The following is a 15,552-nucleotide window of genomic DNA, read 5'->3' on the forward strand; positions in this document are numbered from 1 at the left end:
TTACGCTCCAAGCCAGCGAGCAACGCGCGCGGGGGAGAACTGCCTGACCGCGCCGAGGGCAGCGATGCTGACAATGGCTGTCAATCCGAAGGTGACGGCAAAACTGGCAGCCGGGCCGAACTGGCGCAATCCGGCATGGTCGCGCAACAGCATCACGATGAAGATGTGCCAGAGATAGATGAAATAGCTGCCCGAGCCAAGGCTCGCGAGCCAAGCGGCGCTCGGCTGCAACGCGAGCAGCGCAAGGCTGAACAGTGCCGCGTAGAGAAAGAAGGCCGTCGAGTCGTAGACCGCGGCATCGCCGATCCCGGATAGCCGGACCGCCAGGTACAACAAATAGGCGAACAGCATGGCGGTAACAAAGATCGCGCGCATGTTCCGCGCGGTCGCGCCTGCGAAGGTTGCCGTCAGAGCGCCGACTGCCATGAACGAGAACCAGAACGGGATATCGCGCATCCGGGCTTCATCGACGAAGGACTCGGCAAAGCCGAGATGGAACAGCAGGGGATCGAGGTAGCTTCCAGCGACAAGCCCGAAACCGATCGAAAGCGCCAGCAGGATCGTCGTCCGCTGCTCTGTGTCCCCCGTATTGGAACCGGCGGTCGCATAGATCAGCCACAGCACGATGGTGCAGCCGACATAGACGAAGACGTAATAATAGACGAAGACGTAAGCGAGGCCGAAACGTGCCACCAACGTGGTCGCGCGATGATCCATCGCCGGATTATGGAGCGCCATGTAAAGGTAGGCGGCAACGAAGGCGATGGCATAGGGGATCACCGCCGCTTTCAGCCGCTTGAACAGCGGTACGCGTCCGGCGCGCGCGGTCAGGTAGCCGGACGCGAACAGGAATACGGGTACGCAGGGCCGCAGCGCCGCATCGATCGCCTTGGTCCAGGCGAGATCGAGCGGCTGCGGCAGCGAATGGATCCCGATCACCATCAGGATGGCAACGCCCCGCATAGTGTCGATCACCGCGTCGCGGCTCGTCGCCCGCGCATCCGAGCGGGCGTGAACGACGTCTGCCTGTGCCGATGCAGCCAGCGTCATCAGGCGATCTCCCGCTGCGAGATCGGTACTGCCACCGGCCGGGGCGAAGCGGCGATCATACAGGTCTGTCAGATAGCGCCGCGACGGCGTCTCGAAGTATCGGTAGGAGAGCACACTGGCGACGCCAAGGACGATGACCGACACGGGCGCCAGGATGAGTTTGGCCTCCGGGGATGCGAAGAGCACCAGACGCGAATCCAAGGTGATGATGACGGTCGCGATGGGCATATGCAGCATATAGCTCGAGTATGTCAGCGGTGCGAAGCGATCGAGCTTGAGCATCGATAACAACGTATCGCGGCCGCTGCAGTCGAGTTGGATCGCGAGTACGGCGATCACGTACACCGTCACCAGCGCAGCCATCGGCGTCAGCCACGAGCCGAACAGGATGAACGCGCCGAGCGTCAAGATCAGCGTGCCGCGCGTTGCGGGCCAGCGCGCGATTTGGTCGCGGTAGAGGGAACAGGCAATGCCGAGGCTGAACGCCGGCACCGCGCGGAAGGCGCCGCCTTCGTTGATCCACTCGGACCATGGCAGGGTTTCCATGGTCGCGGCCCACACGCTGTTGGCAAGCGCAGACAGCGCCACGAGCCCGATGATCAATGTTTTGCGCCGCGATGTAAGCGCAACGATCAGCGGAAACAGCAGATAGCAGAACATTTCCGCCGACAACGACCAACTCGGGAAGTTGAACGTCAACCGCTCACCGACGAAAGCATGCAGCAACAGGAACTGCGCCGGAAGATCGGAGAACGCATAGCGCGCGGGATTGTCCGTGTGCGCCATGCCAAACGAAAGTGCGAGGGCGATACCAATATAGAATGCCAGCGTGACGAGGTGCAGCGGATAGATGCGGGCGATGCGCCGCCAGAGGAAGCGTCCGATTGCGGGACCGTCACCGACGTCGTCAAAATATTGACGGGCGATGACGAAGCCGGAAACCACGAAGAACAGGTCGACGAACAGGTTGAAATGCCAGAGATGGTCGACCATCAAGCGCCCGAGCGATAGCTCCTTGAAGTAATCGGAATAGTGCAGGACCACCACGGCGCATGCGGCGATGATCCGCAGGCTGTCGAGGTGCCGCATCGCATTGGTGGTCTTGTGCAAGTTTAGATCCGCTTCGGGTTGAACTGGCCGGAGGTGAGGGGGTGGGCAGCAAGGCGCGAGATCAGGTCGATCACCGCTTCGCGGTCGCCGTGGGCGAGCGCGTTCCAGCGATCAAGATTCTGTTCAGCGAGCGCCACATAGCGCGCGCGCCAGTTCTGGATCGACAGCGCGGCGGCGATCTGAGCTGCGGCGGCGGCCGGCTCGGCGGGATTGATGAAGATGCCGGATGCGTCGAGCACCTCGCGGAAGATCGGTGCATCGGGCGCTGCGATCGGCAGCCCGGCATACTGCGCCTCGAGCAAGGGCAGGCCGAGCCCTTCGTCATGCGACGTGCAGACGAACAGGTCGGCCGCATCAAGCAGTTCCCTGACGCGTTCGGTCGGCTGATAATCGTGCAGTGTGACGCCTGGCGTGGATTCCAGCGCTTGCCAGTCGTCGCCCCAGCCGCGCCGGCCGACAATATCCAGCGCGGCATCGGCAAAACCCCGTCCGCGCAGCGCTTCAACGAGCGCGGCGGCTGCCTTGAAATTCTTGCGCGGCTCGACCGTGCCGAGCGCGACCAGCCGCAGCGGTCGCGGCGCGGTCGCGCGGCCGGCGCGTTTGTTCGACTGCAGGCCGAACACGTTGCGCACGGAGGGACGGTACAGCGTGATCTCGGCATCGGATCGGGTATGGGCGGCGATCCGGCGCCGTGTATCGTTGGAATTGGCGAGGAAGCGGGGATAGTGCCGCAGCGCCAGCTTGAAGGGACGCGCCATATAAAGTCGGGCGCGGGCGTTGAGCTCGGCAGGCCGCGTCACCAGGAAATCGTCATGGATGTAGGGCAGCACGCGCGAGGCGAACGGCAGCAAGAGCGGGCTGGGCGGAAAGCCGGGGCAGAGCAGCATCGCCGATGACGTCGCAAGCCGCATAGGCAAGCCAAAGGTCTGCGTCGTCACCATCTGGCGCGTGCCGCGCGCAGTGACCGGCACCACGTTGAGCGGAGCGAGCGCGGATGCGGAAAACAGTTCGAGCGTGATGCGCTCGAGCCCGGTGACGTGACGTCCGAGATGGGTGTTGTCGACGTAGATGTCCATACGATGTCCTGACGCCAGATTTACGCGTGAACAGGCCGGTAGCGGCGCTGGGCGACGGGTGGCGGAGCGGATGTCCGCCGATATCCCTCGCGCGGCAGCAGCACGGTGATCAGGACGATGAACTGCGCAAGCTGGATGTTCTTGGACGAGAAGCTCACCGAGCTTGCAGCGATCGTCAACATCAGCAGCAGCATCGGCCAGACGCCACGGTCGGCGCGCCTGATGATCTCGGTGAAAAGGCAAACGAGCCCAACTGTCAGCGCAACGGTGTGGATGACGCCGAACTGCGCGATGCAAGATATCCAGAAATTCTCGATGCCATAGTCGAGGCCGAGCTGGGTCTGCAGGGAAGTCACCCGCACCGGATTGGGGCCGAGGAGCAGCTCTTGCCAGTCGAAATACGACAGCAGGTGGAAGGTGGCATAACGCGCCAGCGTGCTGCCCTTGTCGGAGGAGAAGCGCAGTAGCATCTTGTCGAAGATACCGAGATCGAATGCCGCAAATCCGACTGCGCCCGCTACAAACAGAAGGCAGATGGCGAGGATCGCCGCCGAGAGCGGGATGCGCTTGCCCCGCAGCATCTGCAGCATCTGGAAGGCGACAAGCAGTCCCATCACGATCAGCACCGTCACCAGCGCGGTCCGGCCGCCGAACGCCATCAGCGAGGCCAGGCTGAAGGCGATCAGCGGCACCCGTATCAGAATCGGAGGGCAGAGCGCCGGGCGCAGCAGCAAGGCCAGCACATAGCCGGCGACCACGCCGGATGCCGTGAGCGGATGGCCGAGAAAGGCCGACGAGCGCCATTCGCCGAGCACGACGATGTCGCCCATTGTCAGCGGAATCAGGCGGTGACCTGAGAAATACTCATAGTAGCCGACCACAATATTGATCAGAATCGTGACATGGATCGCCCACGCCAGCGGTCGTCGTTGCAACGGCGAGAGCTGCCAGATCGCGAGGCACAACACGACCGGCGTCAGGAACGTGTCGAAGATCACCGTGAACGGCCGTTCCAGTACGAACATCTGCACCAGGAGGAACGCCCAGCATGCCAGATAGAACAGCAGAAGCTTCGACTGCGAGAACATCCGGTCGATCTCGCCGATGGGTCCGCGGCTGCGCATCAGCAGCAGGAAAAAGGCGAGGAAGGTAAAGTACGTCGCCGGATGCAGCTTCTCGTAGAAGTTGCCGCCAGCCGTCAGATAGTGGATCTTCACGTTGGTGAGCATGCCGGCCGAGAGCATGAACATCGCGAGGACCGCGAGCACGAGAAAGCCCGTCGCCAGCCATTCGACGAACGTGTCGAATGTCATCCCGCGCGTCCGCGTTGCGCCCGGCGCACGCGCCGCCGCGCCGGGCAGGCTTAAAGGTTGCCTCGCCAAGCCGGGCATGTTCACCGCGCCGCTCCGGGGCTGAGGCTCGCGGTTCCGTATGGCTTGAGATAGGCGGAGCTGCGGTAGTAGTCGTAGAACTGCAGACGGCTGAGATCGACGCGGGTCAGCACGGTGCCGAGAATGCGGTCGGCGACCGGCGACAGCAGGTCGATGGTGTGGGTCAAGACCTCGCGTGGGGTCTGATCCCAGGCCAGCGCCAGGATGATGCGGTCCGCAAGCTCCGCCAGCGCGCGGCCGTCAACCAGCGGTACCAGCGGCGGCGAGTCGACGATGATCAGTTCGTAGCGATGGCGCAGATGATCGAGCACATCGACGATGCGGTCGGAGAACATCAGTTCGGTGATGATCTCGGCCTGCTTGACCGCGGTCGACGGCAGCACGGATAGGCCGGTGCTTTCGTCGGTCAGGATAGCCTCTTCGATGGCCGCGCGGCCGAGGGCCACGTCCAGCAGTCCAATGTCGGCGCGCGGGCAGAGCGAGCGGGTGAGTTGCGGGTTGCGGAGATCACCGTCGATCAGAAGCGTCCGGATACCCAACGTCGCCAGCGACTGCGCGAGATTGCCGGCGAGCGTGGTCTTGCCTTCGCTGTCCAGGGCAGAAGTGACGAGCACGACCCTGACCGGCTGCATCCGCATGGTCCGTTGCAGCGCCAAGCGTACCGAGCGAATCGCCTCGGCGAAAAATGTAGCGGGCTCATCGATCGCATAGCGCATCAGAGGCGGCTGCAAGGCGGCCGGCAACAGCTTGACCGTTCTTGGATCGTGATTTTCGAGCTCGCTGCGTCCGCGTCGCCGCGCCAGCCCCGCAAGTTCCCTGGTGTTGATCAACGGCACGGCAGCCAGTGCCGGCACGCCCGATATTGATTCCGCCTGCTCCAGCGTCTTGATCCGGCCGTCGAGATAGTCGGCGCCGAAGGCCAGCACGCTGCCGAGGCCGAGGCCGAGCATCCCGGCAAGACCCAGGATCAGCATGGTCTTCGGCGAGGAGGGACGGATCGGAACGCTGGCCTTGGTCACCACCCGCGAGTCCGGCAGTTCCAGGCTTTCCTGCGACGTCGCTTCCTTCGAGCGCGCCAGATAGGATTCATAGAGAGTGCGGTTGGCTTCGGCCTCACGCTGCAACTCGTGCAGGCGCACCTGGGCCTGGCTGGACGTATTGGATACGTTCTGCAACTGCTCCAGGCTCTGGCTCAGCGAGTTTTCGCGGGAGAGCGCCACGTCGTAGTCGTGCTTGGTGCTCTCGAGGATACGCTTGATTTCCTCGTTGATCAGCCGCTGGGTGTCCTTGAGCTGCGCGCGCACATTGGTGACGAGCGGATGCCGCGAGCCGTATTTGCTGGAGAGATCGGCCTCGTTCTTGGCGATGTCGGCATATTGCGTACGCAACTTCGTGATCATGTCCGACGAAATCGCCGCATTGATGCCGCCGGGGTCACCACCGGACTTGGCGATCTGCTGCACCTGGTCATATTTGGCGCGCGACTCCGCCGTCTGCACCCGCGCCGCGATCAGCTTGTTGTTGAGATCGGTAATCTGCTGGTCGTTGACGGTCACGCCCTGCGAGACTGTCAGATTGTTGGCGGATCGGAAATCCTCGACCGCCTTCTCGGAGGCGACGACCCTCGACTTGAGATCGTTGATCTGGCCGCTGAGCCAGTTCGCGGCGATGCGGGTTGCGTCATTCTTGGCGCGGACCTGGTCCTCGAAATAGGCGTCCGCGACCGCGTTGGCGATAATGGCGGCCTTTGAGGGCGACTCCGAGCTGACATTGATGTCGACGAGGAAGGTCGTGCCTTGCCGTGTCACCTTCATGCGCTTCTGCAGGATTTCGATCGAACGCGCGCGCGCGGCGTCTTGCGGATCCGCGGCACCTTCGGGAGCGGCCGAGGCGAACAGCCGCTTGATCGGATCAAGGAGGCCCGGTGTCGGGATGAATTCCGGGTCTTGCGTCAGCTTCAGCCTGCGGACCACCCGATCCAGGATCGCGACCGACTGGATCAGCAATGCCTGGCTTTCGATGGTTGCATCGTCGGTGCCGTAGTTCGAAAGCGCGGTCTGGCTGTTCGTCTCGACGGCTGCGGCACGGCGCGGATCGACCAGCACGGTCGCGGTCGACGTATATAACGTGGTGGCCAGCAGACAGTAGGTTAGTCCGAGCGCGACCAGTACGACAGCGGGCAGGATGGCAAGCTTGTAGCGGCGGCGCAGGATGCGCCCCATCTCGCGCAGATCGACGGTCGGAGCCTGCCAGCGGGCTGCGGCACGTTCAGTGGTCTCTTCCGGGGGGCGAGCCAAGTGCTCAGAACTGCGTTGTAACATTCAATCCCACCAGGTGTTTGTCGTAGCTGAAGGTCGAGATGTTGCTTTCGCGTGACGTGAAGCGGTAATAGACCGCGATCGCGGCGAAACGATTCAGCAGATATTTGATGCGAGCGTCGGACGTGGTGACCTGATCCTTGCGCGGCTGCCCGAAGAATTTGTCGCTCTCATAGGCGCCGTAGAACGAAACGATGACGTTGCGACGGAACTCATAGTCCAGCCCGAGCTGCACGGCGTTGGCGAGCACGCCGGTCGAACTCGTGACGGAAGTCTCCGTGACGATCTGCTCGGCGTTGAAGTGAACGTCGATCATCCGCGTCGGACTCCATGTCAGTCGGGCGCGATAGGTCGGGCCTTCGATCGTGCCGATGGTCGGATCGACGAAGCGTTGCTGCACATAGCCGAAGCCGATTTCGCCGGTGATCAGGCGCGCCAGTCCGAGGGTGACGCCGGTGAGCGCACGATAGCCCTGGGAACTCAGCGGCTGGAGAGGCTGGCCGCGGAGGTCGCGCACATTGCCCTCGGCGCTGCCGAACCAGCCAAGGGTCTCGGAAAACGCATAGTCGATCCGGCTGTGCAGCGAGTAGATCTGACCGTCGCGGGCGTCCTGGTTGATGGGCATGCCGTTCTGCGCGACGGTCGAGCCGTAGTCGTAGGAATCGGTGCGGAAGCCGACAGAGGTGGTCAGCCGGTTGAATTCCTTGCGAAAGCTCAGATCGCCTGAGTACCAATTATAAGGTGTCGGTGCGATGGCGTTGGCGGGCGAACTCAGCGAGCCGACGCCCTCGTTGAGATGCGCGACCTGGAAGCTGCCCAGCAGCGCCATGTCATGGGCAATGTCGATCCAGCCATTGCCCTTCAGGCTGGCATTGGTCTGGTTGAGGCTGGAGTTCTCCTTGTAGACCGTCTCCTGGGCATCGAGCTTGAGGTCGATGCCGTGCCGTTCCCATAGGGTATGGGCGCGCAGCGACGGCTCGACCACCGCCGCGACGTCACCCCGGATGTCGGTATTCGACGCGAACACGTTGCTGTCAAAGAATCCGCCGGTGATCAGCGACGGATTGAACATCCAGGAGCCCGAACGAATGCCCACAGGCTCATAGCCGGGCTGCAGGCGGCCTTTCACGGGCGTGTCCTCCGGCGGGATGTCTTCACGGGTGTCAGGATCGGTCAGCTTGGGCAGCGGGGATGGCTCGAAGATTTGTTGCGCGTTCCATGGCGGCGCCACCTCCTCATTTGGCCAGGGGAGCACCTGCGCATTCGCCGGTGATCCGAGTCCAAGCACAATCGCAGTCACCGGTGCGGGTACGATCTTCAGTCCGCGGCGACCGAACGCGACGACCGAACGGGTTTGCGACCCACTCGTTCCAATCGCGTTCAACCAGCCAAATGCAGTGGTGCGTTCCATAATCCATCCCTTGCGGGAACTCTGGAGGCGGTGAAATCCTGAGGCGCGGTCACCCGTGCTCACAAATTCACCGCGGACTGCGCATGGACATGGCAGCCCTTGCACTTGTTACGCGCGCACTACGGAGCATTGCTGGTTCAATCAGAGAACATCTCCCCGCGCATTAACGTGCGTCGCAGGAAAAAGTTTTCTGCATTGCAAAATAATACTCACCGCAAATCGACGACACTATGGCAGCGCGTATGACGTAAATGTTTACGCGCGTGATTTGCGAACGAGACTGCTCCGTCGAACGAGCAATTCAGAAGTAGCGCTCGCCGATCCTGATGTTGTCACCGGGAAACACCAGGATCGGTGCATCGAGCGCGTAGATCTCTTCTGCTGGACTGCCCGATCGACGCAGATAGACCTTGGATTCGTTGGCGCGATAGGTGAATCCGCCAGCGCTGGCGACGGCATCCATCACCGTCAGACCGAGGCGGTACGGATACTCGCCGGCCTTCTTGACCTCGCCGAGAATGTAGTAAGGCCTGTATGCGACGATTTCGACGTTCACCTTCGGATCACGCACGATATCCTTCGATAGCGCGGATGTGATCGCGCGTTCCAACTGCTTCGTCGTCATGCCGGACGCCTTCATGCGTCCTGCAAGCGGAACCGAGACCTGACCGCTCGCGTCGATTTCATACTCTCCGGTGATATCAGGCTCCCCGTAGACCTTCACACGCACTCTGTCGTTGGGACCGAGCACGTAGGTTCCCGTCGAGAACGCATGCGAGCCGGTTTGCGTCTGGGCCGATGCGCAAGTTGCGAAGCTCGCGATGCTCGCTAAAGCAAACGCAAATAGAATATTGCGTGGCGCCGCGCGGGCGACACGGATCGATTGTTGCTGCATGACTAGATCCCCACGAAAGTCTGTCAGTAACGGCGCGGATCATAGGTAAGCAAACAAGGCGAAAGAATGTGGATGCTGGTTCCGCGACAAGTCCATGCGGTTCCATGAGCGCGCAACGTTAATGGCGGCTGCGTCTCCTACAGGACCAGGATCGTCGTTCCCTCTATCGCGATGCAGGTGAGAGTTCCGCTTCTCCAGGCGCCGGTGTCGATATTGATGCGGTTGTGTCTGATGTCGGGATGGGGGACCGGGGTGTGGCCGTGCACGACACATTTGCCGTGATCTTCATCCGAATTGAGAAACTCCTGGCGGATCCAGAGCAGGTCCTCCGGATGCTGCTGCTCGATCGGCACCCTGGGGCGCACCCCGGCATGGACAAAGAAGAAGTCGCCGCAGGTGAAGCTGTCGCGCAGGCATTGCAGGAACAAGGCGTGCGTGCGTGGGAAGGCGCTGAGAAAGCGCCGTTGCAGGTTGATCTCGGAGACGGGCATGTCGCGCGGGACCACGCCATAGGAGGCGAGAGTCTGCATGCCGCCGAGCCGACGCCAGTCCGCGAACACGGCCGGATCGTAAAGAAAGTGTTGCAGCAGCTCTTCGTGATTGCCGCGCAGGCAGACTGCGCGATTCCTGACGAGGCGAACTGCCAAAAGATCGAGCACGGTCTTGGAATCGGGGCCGCGGTCGATGTAGTCGCCGAGATAGATCTCGAGCACGTAGCGGATCGGCCGCCGGCTGATGTCGTCGTCGATACGTGCGATGGTCTCGGCGAGCAGGTCGGCGCGTCCGTGAATGTCGCCGACCGCGTAGATGCGCGTGTCTGCGGGAGCCGAAGGTGCAACGAACTGCGGATATGCAACTGGCGGCCGCATCATCGATTGCTTCGATCATGGAACCATCATGACGTCAATCGGCGGCAACGCCCCGACAGCCGTTCCCCGCTTTCCGTAGTATGTGGAGTCTAGAAGAAGATCATTCGGATGAGCAGAATGATCACAATCCAGGCAAGCACATTCGCCAGGATGATGCGGTTCCTCAATCTGCGGCCCGCTGGATCGAGCCGTTTTGGTTCAGGGCAATCCAAATGCGCGGCGATCATTGGCGCCTCCCTGGAGACGAGCGGCTTCTTGATTAAGGCCGTTTCCACGTCTTGACGTCCCGCAATCATCGACAAAACCATCAATTGAAATGCTCGCATCGGGCAAAGTACGAGTAGCCATTTAGTATGCCGTGAAAGAAATCTTTCAAAAATGATCGCATAGATTAAGCGCTCGATGTTCGAGTGCTGCAATTCCTGAATCGAATCTGATTCCGTCGCGGTTCCAGGCCTGCGTTAATGCATGGCTGCACCGAAGAGTGCGCAGCGCAATTCGCGTGCAGTCCAATCTAAGCGCTTCCGAACAAAACGGATTCTGTGCATTGCACAAACTTCACGATGCCGCGATGCAAAACCGCGCGCAACATTTTCGTTTTGCTGCCCCATTTCGCTCAAAGAGTTCGTAGAGTTATACGGCCGCGCGATCGAGGCGCGTCTCTGCTACGCAGGAAAATTCGCAATTGCGAAGGTGCCCGCGAGATGGGCAGCGACGATCCGCGTGCGTCGCGCTTGTGACCTCTTTGGGTTCAACAGAGAGAGCGAGAGCAAATGGCCGCCATCGTCACAGCCAACTTCGACCAGGACAGTATCAGGTCGCTCCGCAACACGCGGAGTACCATCTCGGTGCGGCCGGTCGAATATGCTGGCAGCAATGCATACAGCCCCTATCGCGCAAAGCGCCTACGCCGTTCGGTCCGCACCGAACCGGGCTCCTCCATCGCAAAGCGTATCTTCGATATCGTGGTTGCGAGCGTGGCGCTCTTGTTCTTGGCGCCGCTCTTGGCCGCGATCGCCATCGGCATCAAGCTGACGTCGCGGGGGCCGGTGTTGTTTCACCAATACCGCTACGGCTATCGAAACCGGCGCTTCAAGATCTACAAATTCCGCTCGATGCGAACCGACGCCTGTGACCTGCGCGGTGTGAAGCAGACGGTGCAGGGCGACTCCCGGGTCACCGCGATCGGCAAGATCCTGCGCAAGACGAGCCTCGATGAAATTCCGCAGTTGATCAATGTCATCAAGGGCGACATGTCGCTGGTCGGTCCGCGCCCGCATGTCCCGGGTATGCTGGCCGCCGATCTGCCTTATGAGGACCTCGTGCCGTATTACTTCCAACGCCACAGCGCCCGGCCCGGGATCACGGGTCTCGCGCAGGTGAGCGGCTGCCGCGGAAGCACGGTTGAGGCCGGCCGCGCGATCTCGCGGATTGATTACGATCTCGACTATATCGAGCGCTGGTCCTTGCGCATGGACATCATGATCATCGTGCGCACCGTCCGCCGCGAATTCCTGTCCGGCAGTGGCTTCTAGCCCGCCGACGTACAAGCATCACCAAAAGGGGAGCGACACGATGCTGCAGCCACGCGGCCGCATAGTCCCAGTTCTTTTGTCGGGCGGAACCGGCTCGCGGCTCTGGCCGCTGTCGCGCGAGAACCAGCCGAAGCAACTGCTCGCGCTGCTTGGCGAGAAGACCTTGCTGCAGCAGACGGCGAACCGCGTGACGGAGCCGTCGCTCTTTTCCGATCCGATGGTGATCGCCAATGCCGAGCATCGCTTTGCCATCGGCGAGCAACTGCGCGCGGCTGGCATCGGCAGTCCGACCATGGTACTGGAGCCGTTCGGACGCAACACGGCGCCGGCGGTGACGATCGCGGCGCTTCTCGCCAGCGAGGTCGATCCTGACGCGGTGATCCTGGTGACGCCGGTCGACCATTGGGTGCGCGATCACGCGGCGTTCCGGGCCACGATCGCGAGCGGGCTTCCGGCGGCGCGCCGCGGACAATTTGTCCTGTTCGGCCTCAAGCCGACCGGGCCTGCGACCGGATATGGCTATATCCGCATGGGCGATGGCATCGCCGACCTTCCCGATATCCGCAAAGTAGCAGGCTTCGTCGAGAAGCCCGACGTTGCGACTGCGGAGCGCTTGCTCGTCGGCAATGATCATTTGTGGAACAGCGGAATCTTCCTGCTGCCTGCACGACCTTTCATCGATGAGTTGTCGCGGCGCGAGCCGGCCATTCTGGAAGTCTGCCGCGCGGCGCTGGCCGGCGCGACGCGCGATCTCGATTTCCTGCGGTTGGAAGAAAAGGCGTTCGAGTCCTGCCCGTCCATCTCCGTCGACTACGCCGTGATGGAAAAGACCGACAAGGCCGTCGTGGTGCCGGCCAGTTTTGACTGGAGCGATGTCGGAAGCTGGTCGGCGCTGTGGACGATGGGCGAGAAGGACGCCTCCGGCAATGTCGTGCTCGGCGACGCGGTGGCCGAAGACACCTCCGGCTGCTACGTGCGAGGAGACGGCCCGCTGGTTGCAGCCCTCGGCGTCGAGGATCTCGTCATCACCGCCTCACCGGACGTGGTGCTGGTGACCAAACGCGAGCGCGCGCAGGACGTCGGCAAATTGGTGGAGCGGCTGAAAGCCAATGGCCATCGCGCCGCGACGCAGACCCACAGCGTGCACCGTCCCTGGGGTTATTACACCTCGATCCACGCCGGCGACCGCTTCCAGGTCAAGCGCATCACCGTCAACCCGGGCGCCAAGCTGTCGCTGCAGAAACATTTTCACCGCGCCGAGCATTGGGTGGTGGTGAACGGCACCGCGATCGTGACACGGGATGACGAGGAGGTGCTGCTCCGCGAGAACGAATCGATCTTCGTTCCGCTCGGCTGCATGCATCGCCTGGAGAATCCGGGCAAGGTTCCGCTCAACCTGATCGAGGTGCAGTCGGGCACGTATCTTGGGGAGGACGACATCGTCCGGGTGCAGGACATCTACCACCGGGTGTGACGCGGCGACCGCAAGCCAATCCGGCAAGCGGCGTCCCGGAGCGCCCGATCCACATCAACACATAACGGAGGGAATGGACATGGGTGCCAAGCAGCAGGCCAAGGATCTCTTGAAGGATGCATTCCCATCGATCTGGCTGCAATGGCACTTCATGCATCGCCCGAAGTCGGCGGAGCGGGAGCTTTCCTATCTCGACAAGATCGTTCCCGAAGATGCGGTGACGGTCGACGTCGGCGCCAATTGCGGGCTCTACACCCGGAAGCTGGCGCGGCTTTCCCGCGAGGTCCACGCCTTCGAGCCCTCGCACGACATGGCGCGCCTGCTACGGCGGACGTCTGCGTCGAACGTCAGCGTGCATGAGATCGCGCTGTCGGACCATGAAGGCGACGCCGAACTCTTCATTCCGCGCGGCGATAGGGGCCTGGTCCACGGCCTTGCCTCGCTTGAGCGGCGGGTGATGGCCTCCGCCGATCCGATCGTTGCCGCCCATGTGCCGATGGCACGGCTGGATTCGGTAATGCATCAGGAGGTCGCGTTCGTGAAGATTGACGTGGAAGGGCACGAGCTCAACGTCCTCAACGGTGCCGTCGAACTCCTGGATCGCTGCCAGCCGGTGTTCCTGGTGGAAGCAGAGGATCGCCATCGGCCGGCCGCGACCGAATCGGTGTTCGATTTCTTCCGGCAACGGTCCTATCGTGGTTTATTCCTGAAGGACGACGATGTGGTCGACGTCGAAAAATTCGATGTCGCGGAGCTGCAGGATGCGGCGGCGCTCGAGGCGGATGGTGGCCGCACGGACGGGCGGTTCTATATCAACAACTTCTTCTTCTTCCCGCAGCATCTCGACGGCGAATCGATGCTGGTCAAATGATGACCCGCGCGATCGCTGCGATCATTTGTCAGACAGGATAAGCCATGCATATCACGATGGTCGGCGCCGGTTATGTCGGACTGGTGTCGGGGGCGTGTTTCTCCGACTTCGGGCACTATGTTGTTTGCGTCGACAAGGATGAAAAGAAGATCGCAGCGCTCAACAAGGGCGAGATCCCGATTCACGAACCCGGGCTTTCCGATCTGGTGGCGAGAAACGTCGCGCAGGGCCGCCTGGCCTTTGTGACCGACCTGAAGGGAGCGGTCAGCCGTTCCGAGGTTATCTTCATTGCGGTCGGCACTCCGTCCCGCCGCGGCGACGGCCACGCCGATCTTTCCCACGTCTACGCCGCGGCGCGCGAGATCGCTGCGGCCTTGCCGGAATCCGCGGTCGTGGTGACGAAGTCGACCGTTCCGGTCGGCACCGGCGACGAGGTCGAGCGGATCATCCGCGAGGAGAAGAAGGACGCGAAATTCGCCGTCGTCTCCAATCCTGAATTCCTGCGGGAAGGGGCCGCGATCCAGGATTTCAAGCACCCCGACCGCATCGTCATCGGCACCGAGGATGCATTTGCGAAGGAGGTGATGGCGGAAGTCTATCGTCCGCTGCATCTCAACGCCTCGCCGATCCTCTATACCAGCCGCCGCACCGCGGAGCTGACGAAATATGCCGCCAACTCGTTCCTTGCGACCAAGATCACCTTCATCAACGAGATCGCCGATCTTGCCGAGAAGGTCGGCGCCAATGTCCAGGAGGTCGCCCGCGGCATCGGGCTCGACAACCGGATCGGCTCGAAATTCCTCCATGCCGGTCCGGGCTTCGGCGGCTCCTGCTTTCCCAAGGATACGTTGGCGCTGATCAAGACCGGCCAGGACCACGAAGCGCCGCTGCGGATCGTCGAGACGGTGGTGGCGGTGAACGACCAGCGCAAGCGCGCAATGGCGCGAAAGGTGGCAAATGCCTTCGGCGGCAACATCCGCGGCAAGACCATCGCCGTGCTCGGCGTCACCTTCAAGCCGAACACCGACGACATGCGCGATGCGCCGTCGATCCCGCTGATAACAGCGCTGCAGGACATGGGCGCGGTGATCCGCGCGTTCGATCCGGTCGGGATGGAGCAGGCCAAGAAGGTGTTCGAGAACGTCACCTTCTGTCGCGACGCCTATGACTGCGCGCGGGGAAGCCATGCTTTCGTGATCGTGACGGAGTGGGAGCAGTTCCGCGCACTCGACCTGAAGAAGATGGCAACGATCATGGCAACGCCCGTGATCGTCGATCTCCGCAACATCTATTCGCCCGAGGATGTGACGCGGAACGGCTTTCATTATTGCGGTGTCGGCCGGCCGAAGCCGCTGGCCTATTAGAGCCTGATCCGATCAAGCTTAGAGGTAGCCCCGGTGAAGCTGCGCTCCCTCTCCCGCAAGCGGGAGAGGTGCCTCCCAGCCCTCGAGTAGCCCCTTGAGCCTTCGTTTCCAGCACCCGACTCACACGAAAATCCCCGTGCCCGGGAGCAAAAGGACGGCATAGCCGCCCGTTTGCCGGGCTGAGCCGG

At 62.1% G+C, this 15,552-nt stretch carries 12 protein-coding genes; 4 read left to right on the forward strand and 8 right to left on the reverse strand.

Features of this window, described 5'->3' with window-relative positions; translation table 11 throughout:
• The 8 genes from ACVJGD_RS37635 to ACVJGD_RS37670 form a co-directional block, all read right to left on the reverse strand.
• Nucleotides 1-2,160, reverse strand: a complete 2,160-nt coding sequence (locus ACVJGD_RS37635) for an acyltransferase family protein (RefSeq protein WP_456638938.1) — start codon at nucleotides 2,158-2,160, stop codon at nucleotides 1-3.
• Between the two features lie 2 nt (nucleotides 2,161-2,162).
• The gene (locus tag ACVJGD_RS37640; RefSeq protein WP_456638939.1) at nucleotides 2,163-3,236 is read right to left on the reverse strand and encodes a glycosyltransferase; all 1,074 of its coding nucleotides are present in this window, start codon (nucleotides 3,234-3,236) and stop codon (nucleotides 2,163-2,165) included.
• 20 nt (nucleotides 3,237-3,256) lie between these two features.
• Entirely contained in the window at nucleotides 3,257-4,549 is a 1,293-nt protein-coding gene (locus ACVJGD_RS37645; protein ID WP_456638940.1) for a VpsF family polysaccharide biosynthesis protein, read from the reverse strand.
• A gap of 80 nt (nucleotides 4,550-4,629) precedes the next feature.
• Nucleotides 4,630-6,924 carry a polysaccharide biosynthesis tyrosine autokinase gene (locus tag ACVJGD_RS37650; RefSeq protein ID WP_456638941.1) on the reverse strand — a complete coding sequence of 765 codons (2,295 nt, stop codon included), beginning with the start codon at nucleotides 6,922-6,924 and terminating at the stop codon, nucleotides 4,630-4,632.
• Between the two features lie 4 nt (nucleotides 6,925-6,928).
• Nucleotides 6,929-8,356, reverse strand: a complete 1,428-nt coding sequence (locus ACVJGD_RS37655; protein WP_456638942.1) for an outer membrane beta-barrel protein — start codon at nucleotides 8,354-8,356, stop codon at nucleotides 6,929-6,931.
• Between the two features lie 301 nt (nucleotides 8,357-8,657).
• Nucleotides 8,658-9,251 carry a polysaccharide biosynthesis/export family protein gene (locus ACVJGD_RS37660; RefSeq protein WP_456638943.1) on the reverse strand — a complete coding sequence of 198 codons (594 nt, stop codon included), beginning with the start codon at nucleotides 9,249-9,251 and terminating at the stop codon, nucleotides 8,658-8,660.
• Nucleotides 9,252-9,388: 137 nt separating this feature from the next.
• The gene (locus tag ACVJGD_RS37665) at nucleotides 9,389-10,123 is read right to left on the reverse strand and encodes a metallophosphoesterase family protein (protein WP_456638944.1); all 735 of its coding nucleotides are present in this window, start codon (nucleotides 10,121-10,123) and stop codon (nucleotides 9,389-9,391) included.
• A gap of 86 nt (nucleotides 10,124-10,209) precedes the next feature.
• On the reverse strand, nucleotides 10,210-10,539 hold the full coding sequence (locus tag ACVJGD_RS37670) for a hypothetical protein (RefSeq protein WP_456638945.1): 330 nt from the start codon (nucleotides 10,537-10,539) through the stop codon (nucleotides 10,210-10,212).
• Nucleotides 10,540-10,893: 354 nt separating this feature from the next.
• Between ACVJGD_RS37670 and ACVJGD_RS37675 the strand changes: the two genes are divergently transcribed.
• The 4 genes from ACVJGD_RS37675 to ACVJGD_RS37690 all read left to right on the forward strand — a co-directional run bounded on the left by ACVJGD_RS37675 (nucleotide 10,894) and on the right by ACVJGD_RS37690 (nucleotide 15,364).
• Nucleotides 10,894-11,655 carry a sugar transferase gene (locus tag ACVJGD_RS37675; protein WP_456638946.1) on the forward strand — a complete coding sequence of 254 codons (762 nt, stop codon included), beginning with the start codon at nucleotides 10,894-10,896 and terminating at the stop codon, nucleotides 11,653-11,655.
• Nucleotides 11,656-11,695: 40 nt separating this feature from the next.
• Nucleotides 11,696-13,129: a mannose-1-phosphate guanylyltransferase/mannose-6-phosphate isomerase gene (locus ACVJGD_RS37680; protein WP_456638947.1), complete on the forward strand. Its 1,434-nt coding sequence runs from the start codon at nucleotides 11,696-11,698 to the stop codon at nucleotides 13,127-13,129.
• A gap of 79 nt (nucleotides 13,130-13,208) precedes the next feature.
• Nucleotides 13,209-14,000 (forward strand): FkbM family methyltransferase, encoded by a 792-nt coding sequence (locus ACVJGD_RS37685; protein WP_456638948.1) that lies wholly within the window; start codon nucleotides 13,209-13,211, stop codon nucleotides 13,998-14,000.
• Nucleotides 14,001-14,044: 44 nt separating this feature from the next.
• A complete protein-coding gene (locus tag ACVJGD_RS37690) occupies nucleotides 14,045-15,364 on the forward strand; it encodes a UDP-glucose dehydrogenase family protein (protein ID WP_456638949.1) in 1,320 nt (439 codons plus the stop codon).
• Nucleotides 15,365-15,552: the final 188 nt, after the last annotated feature.

It is taken from the genome of Bradyrhizobium sp. USDA 10063, assembly GCF_054063735.1.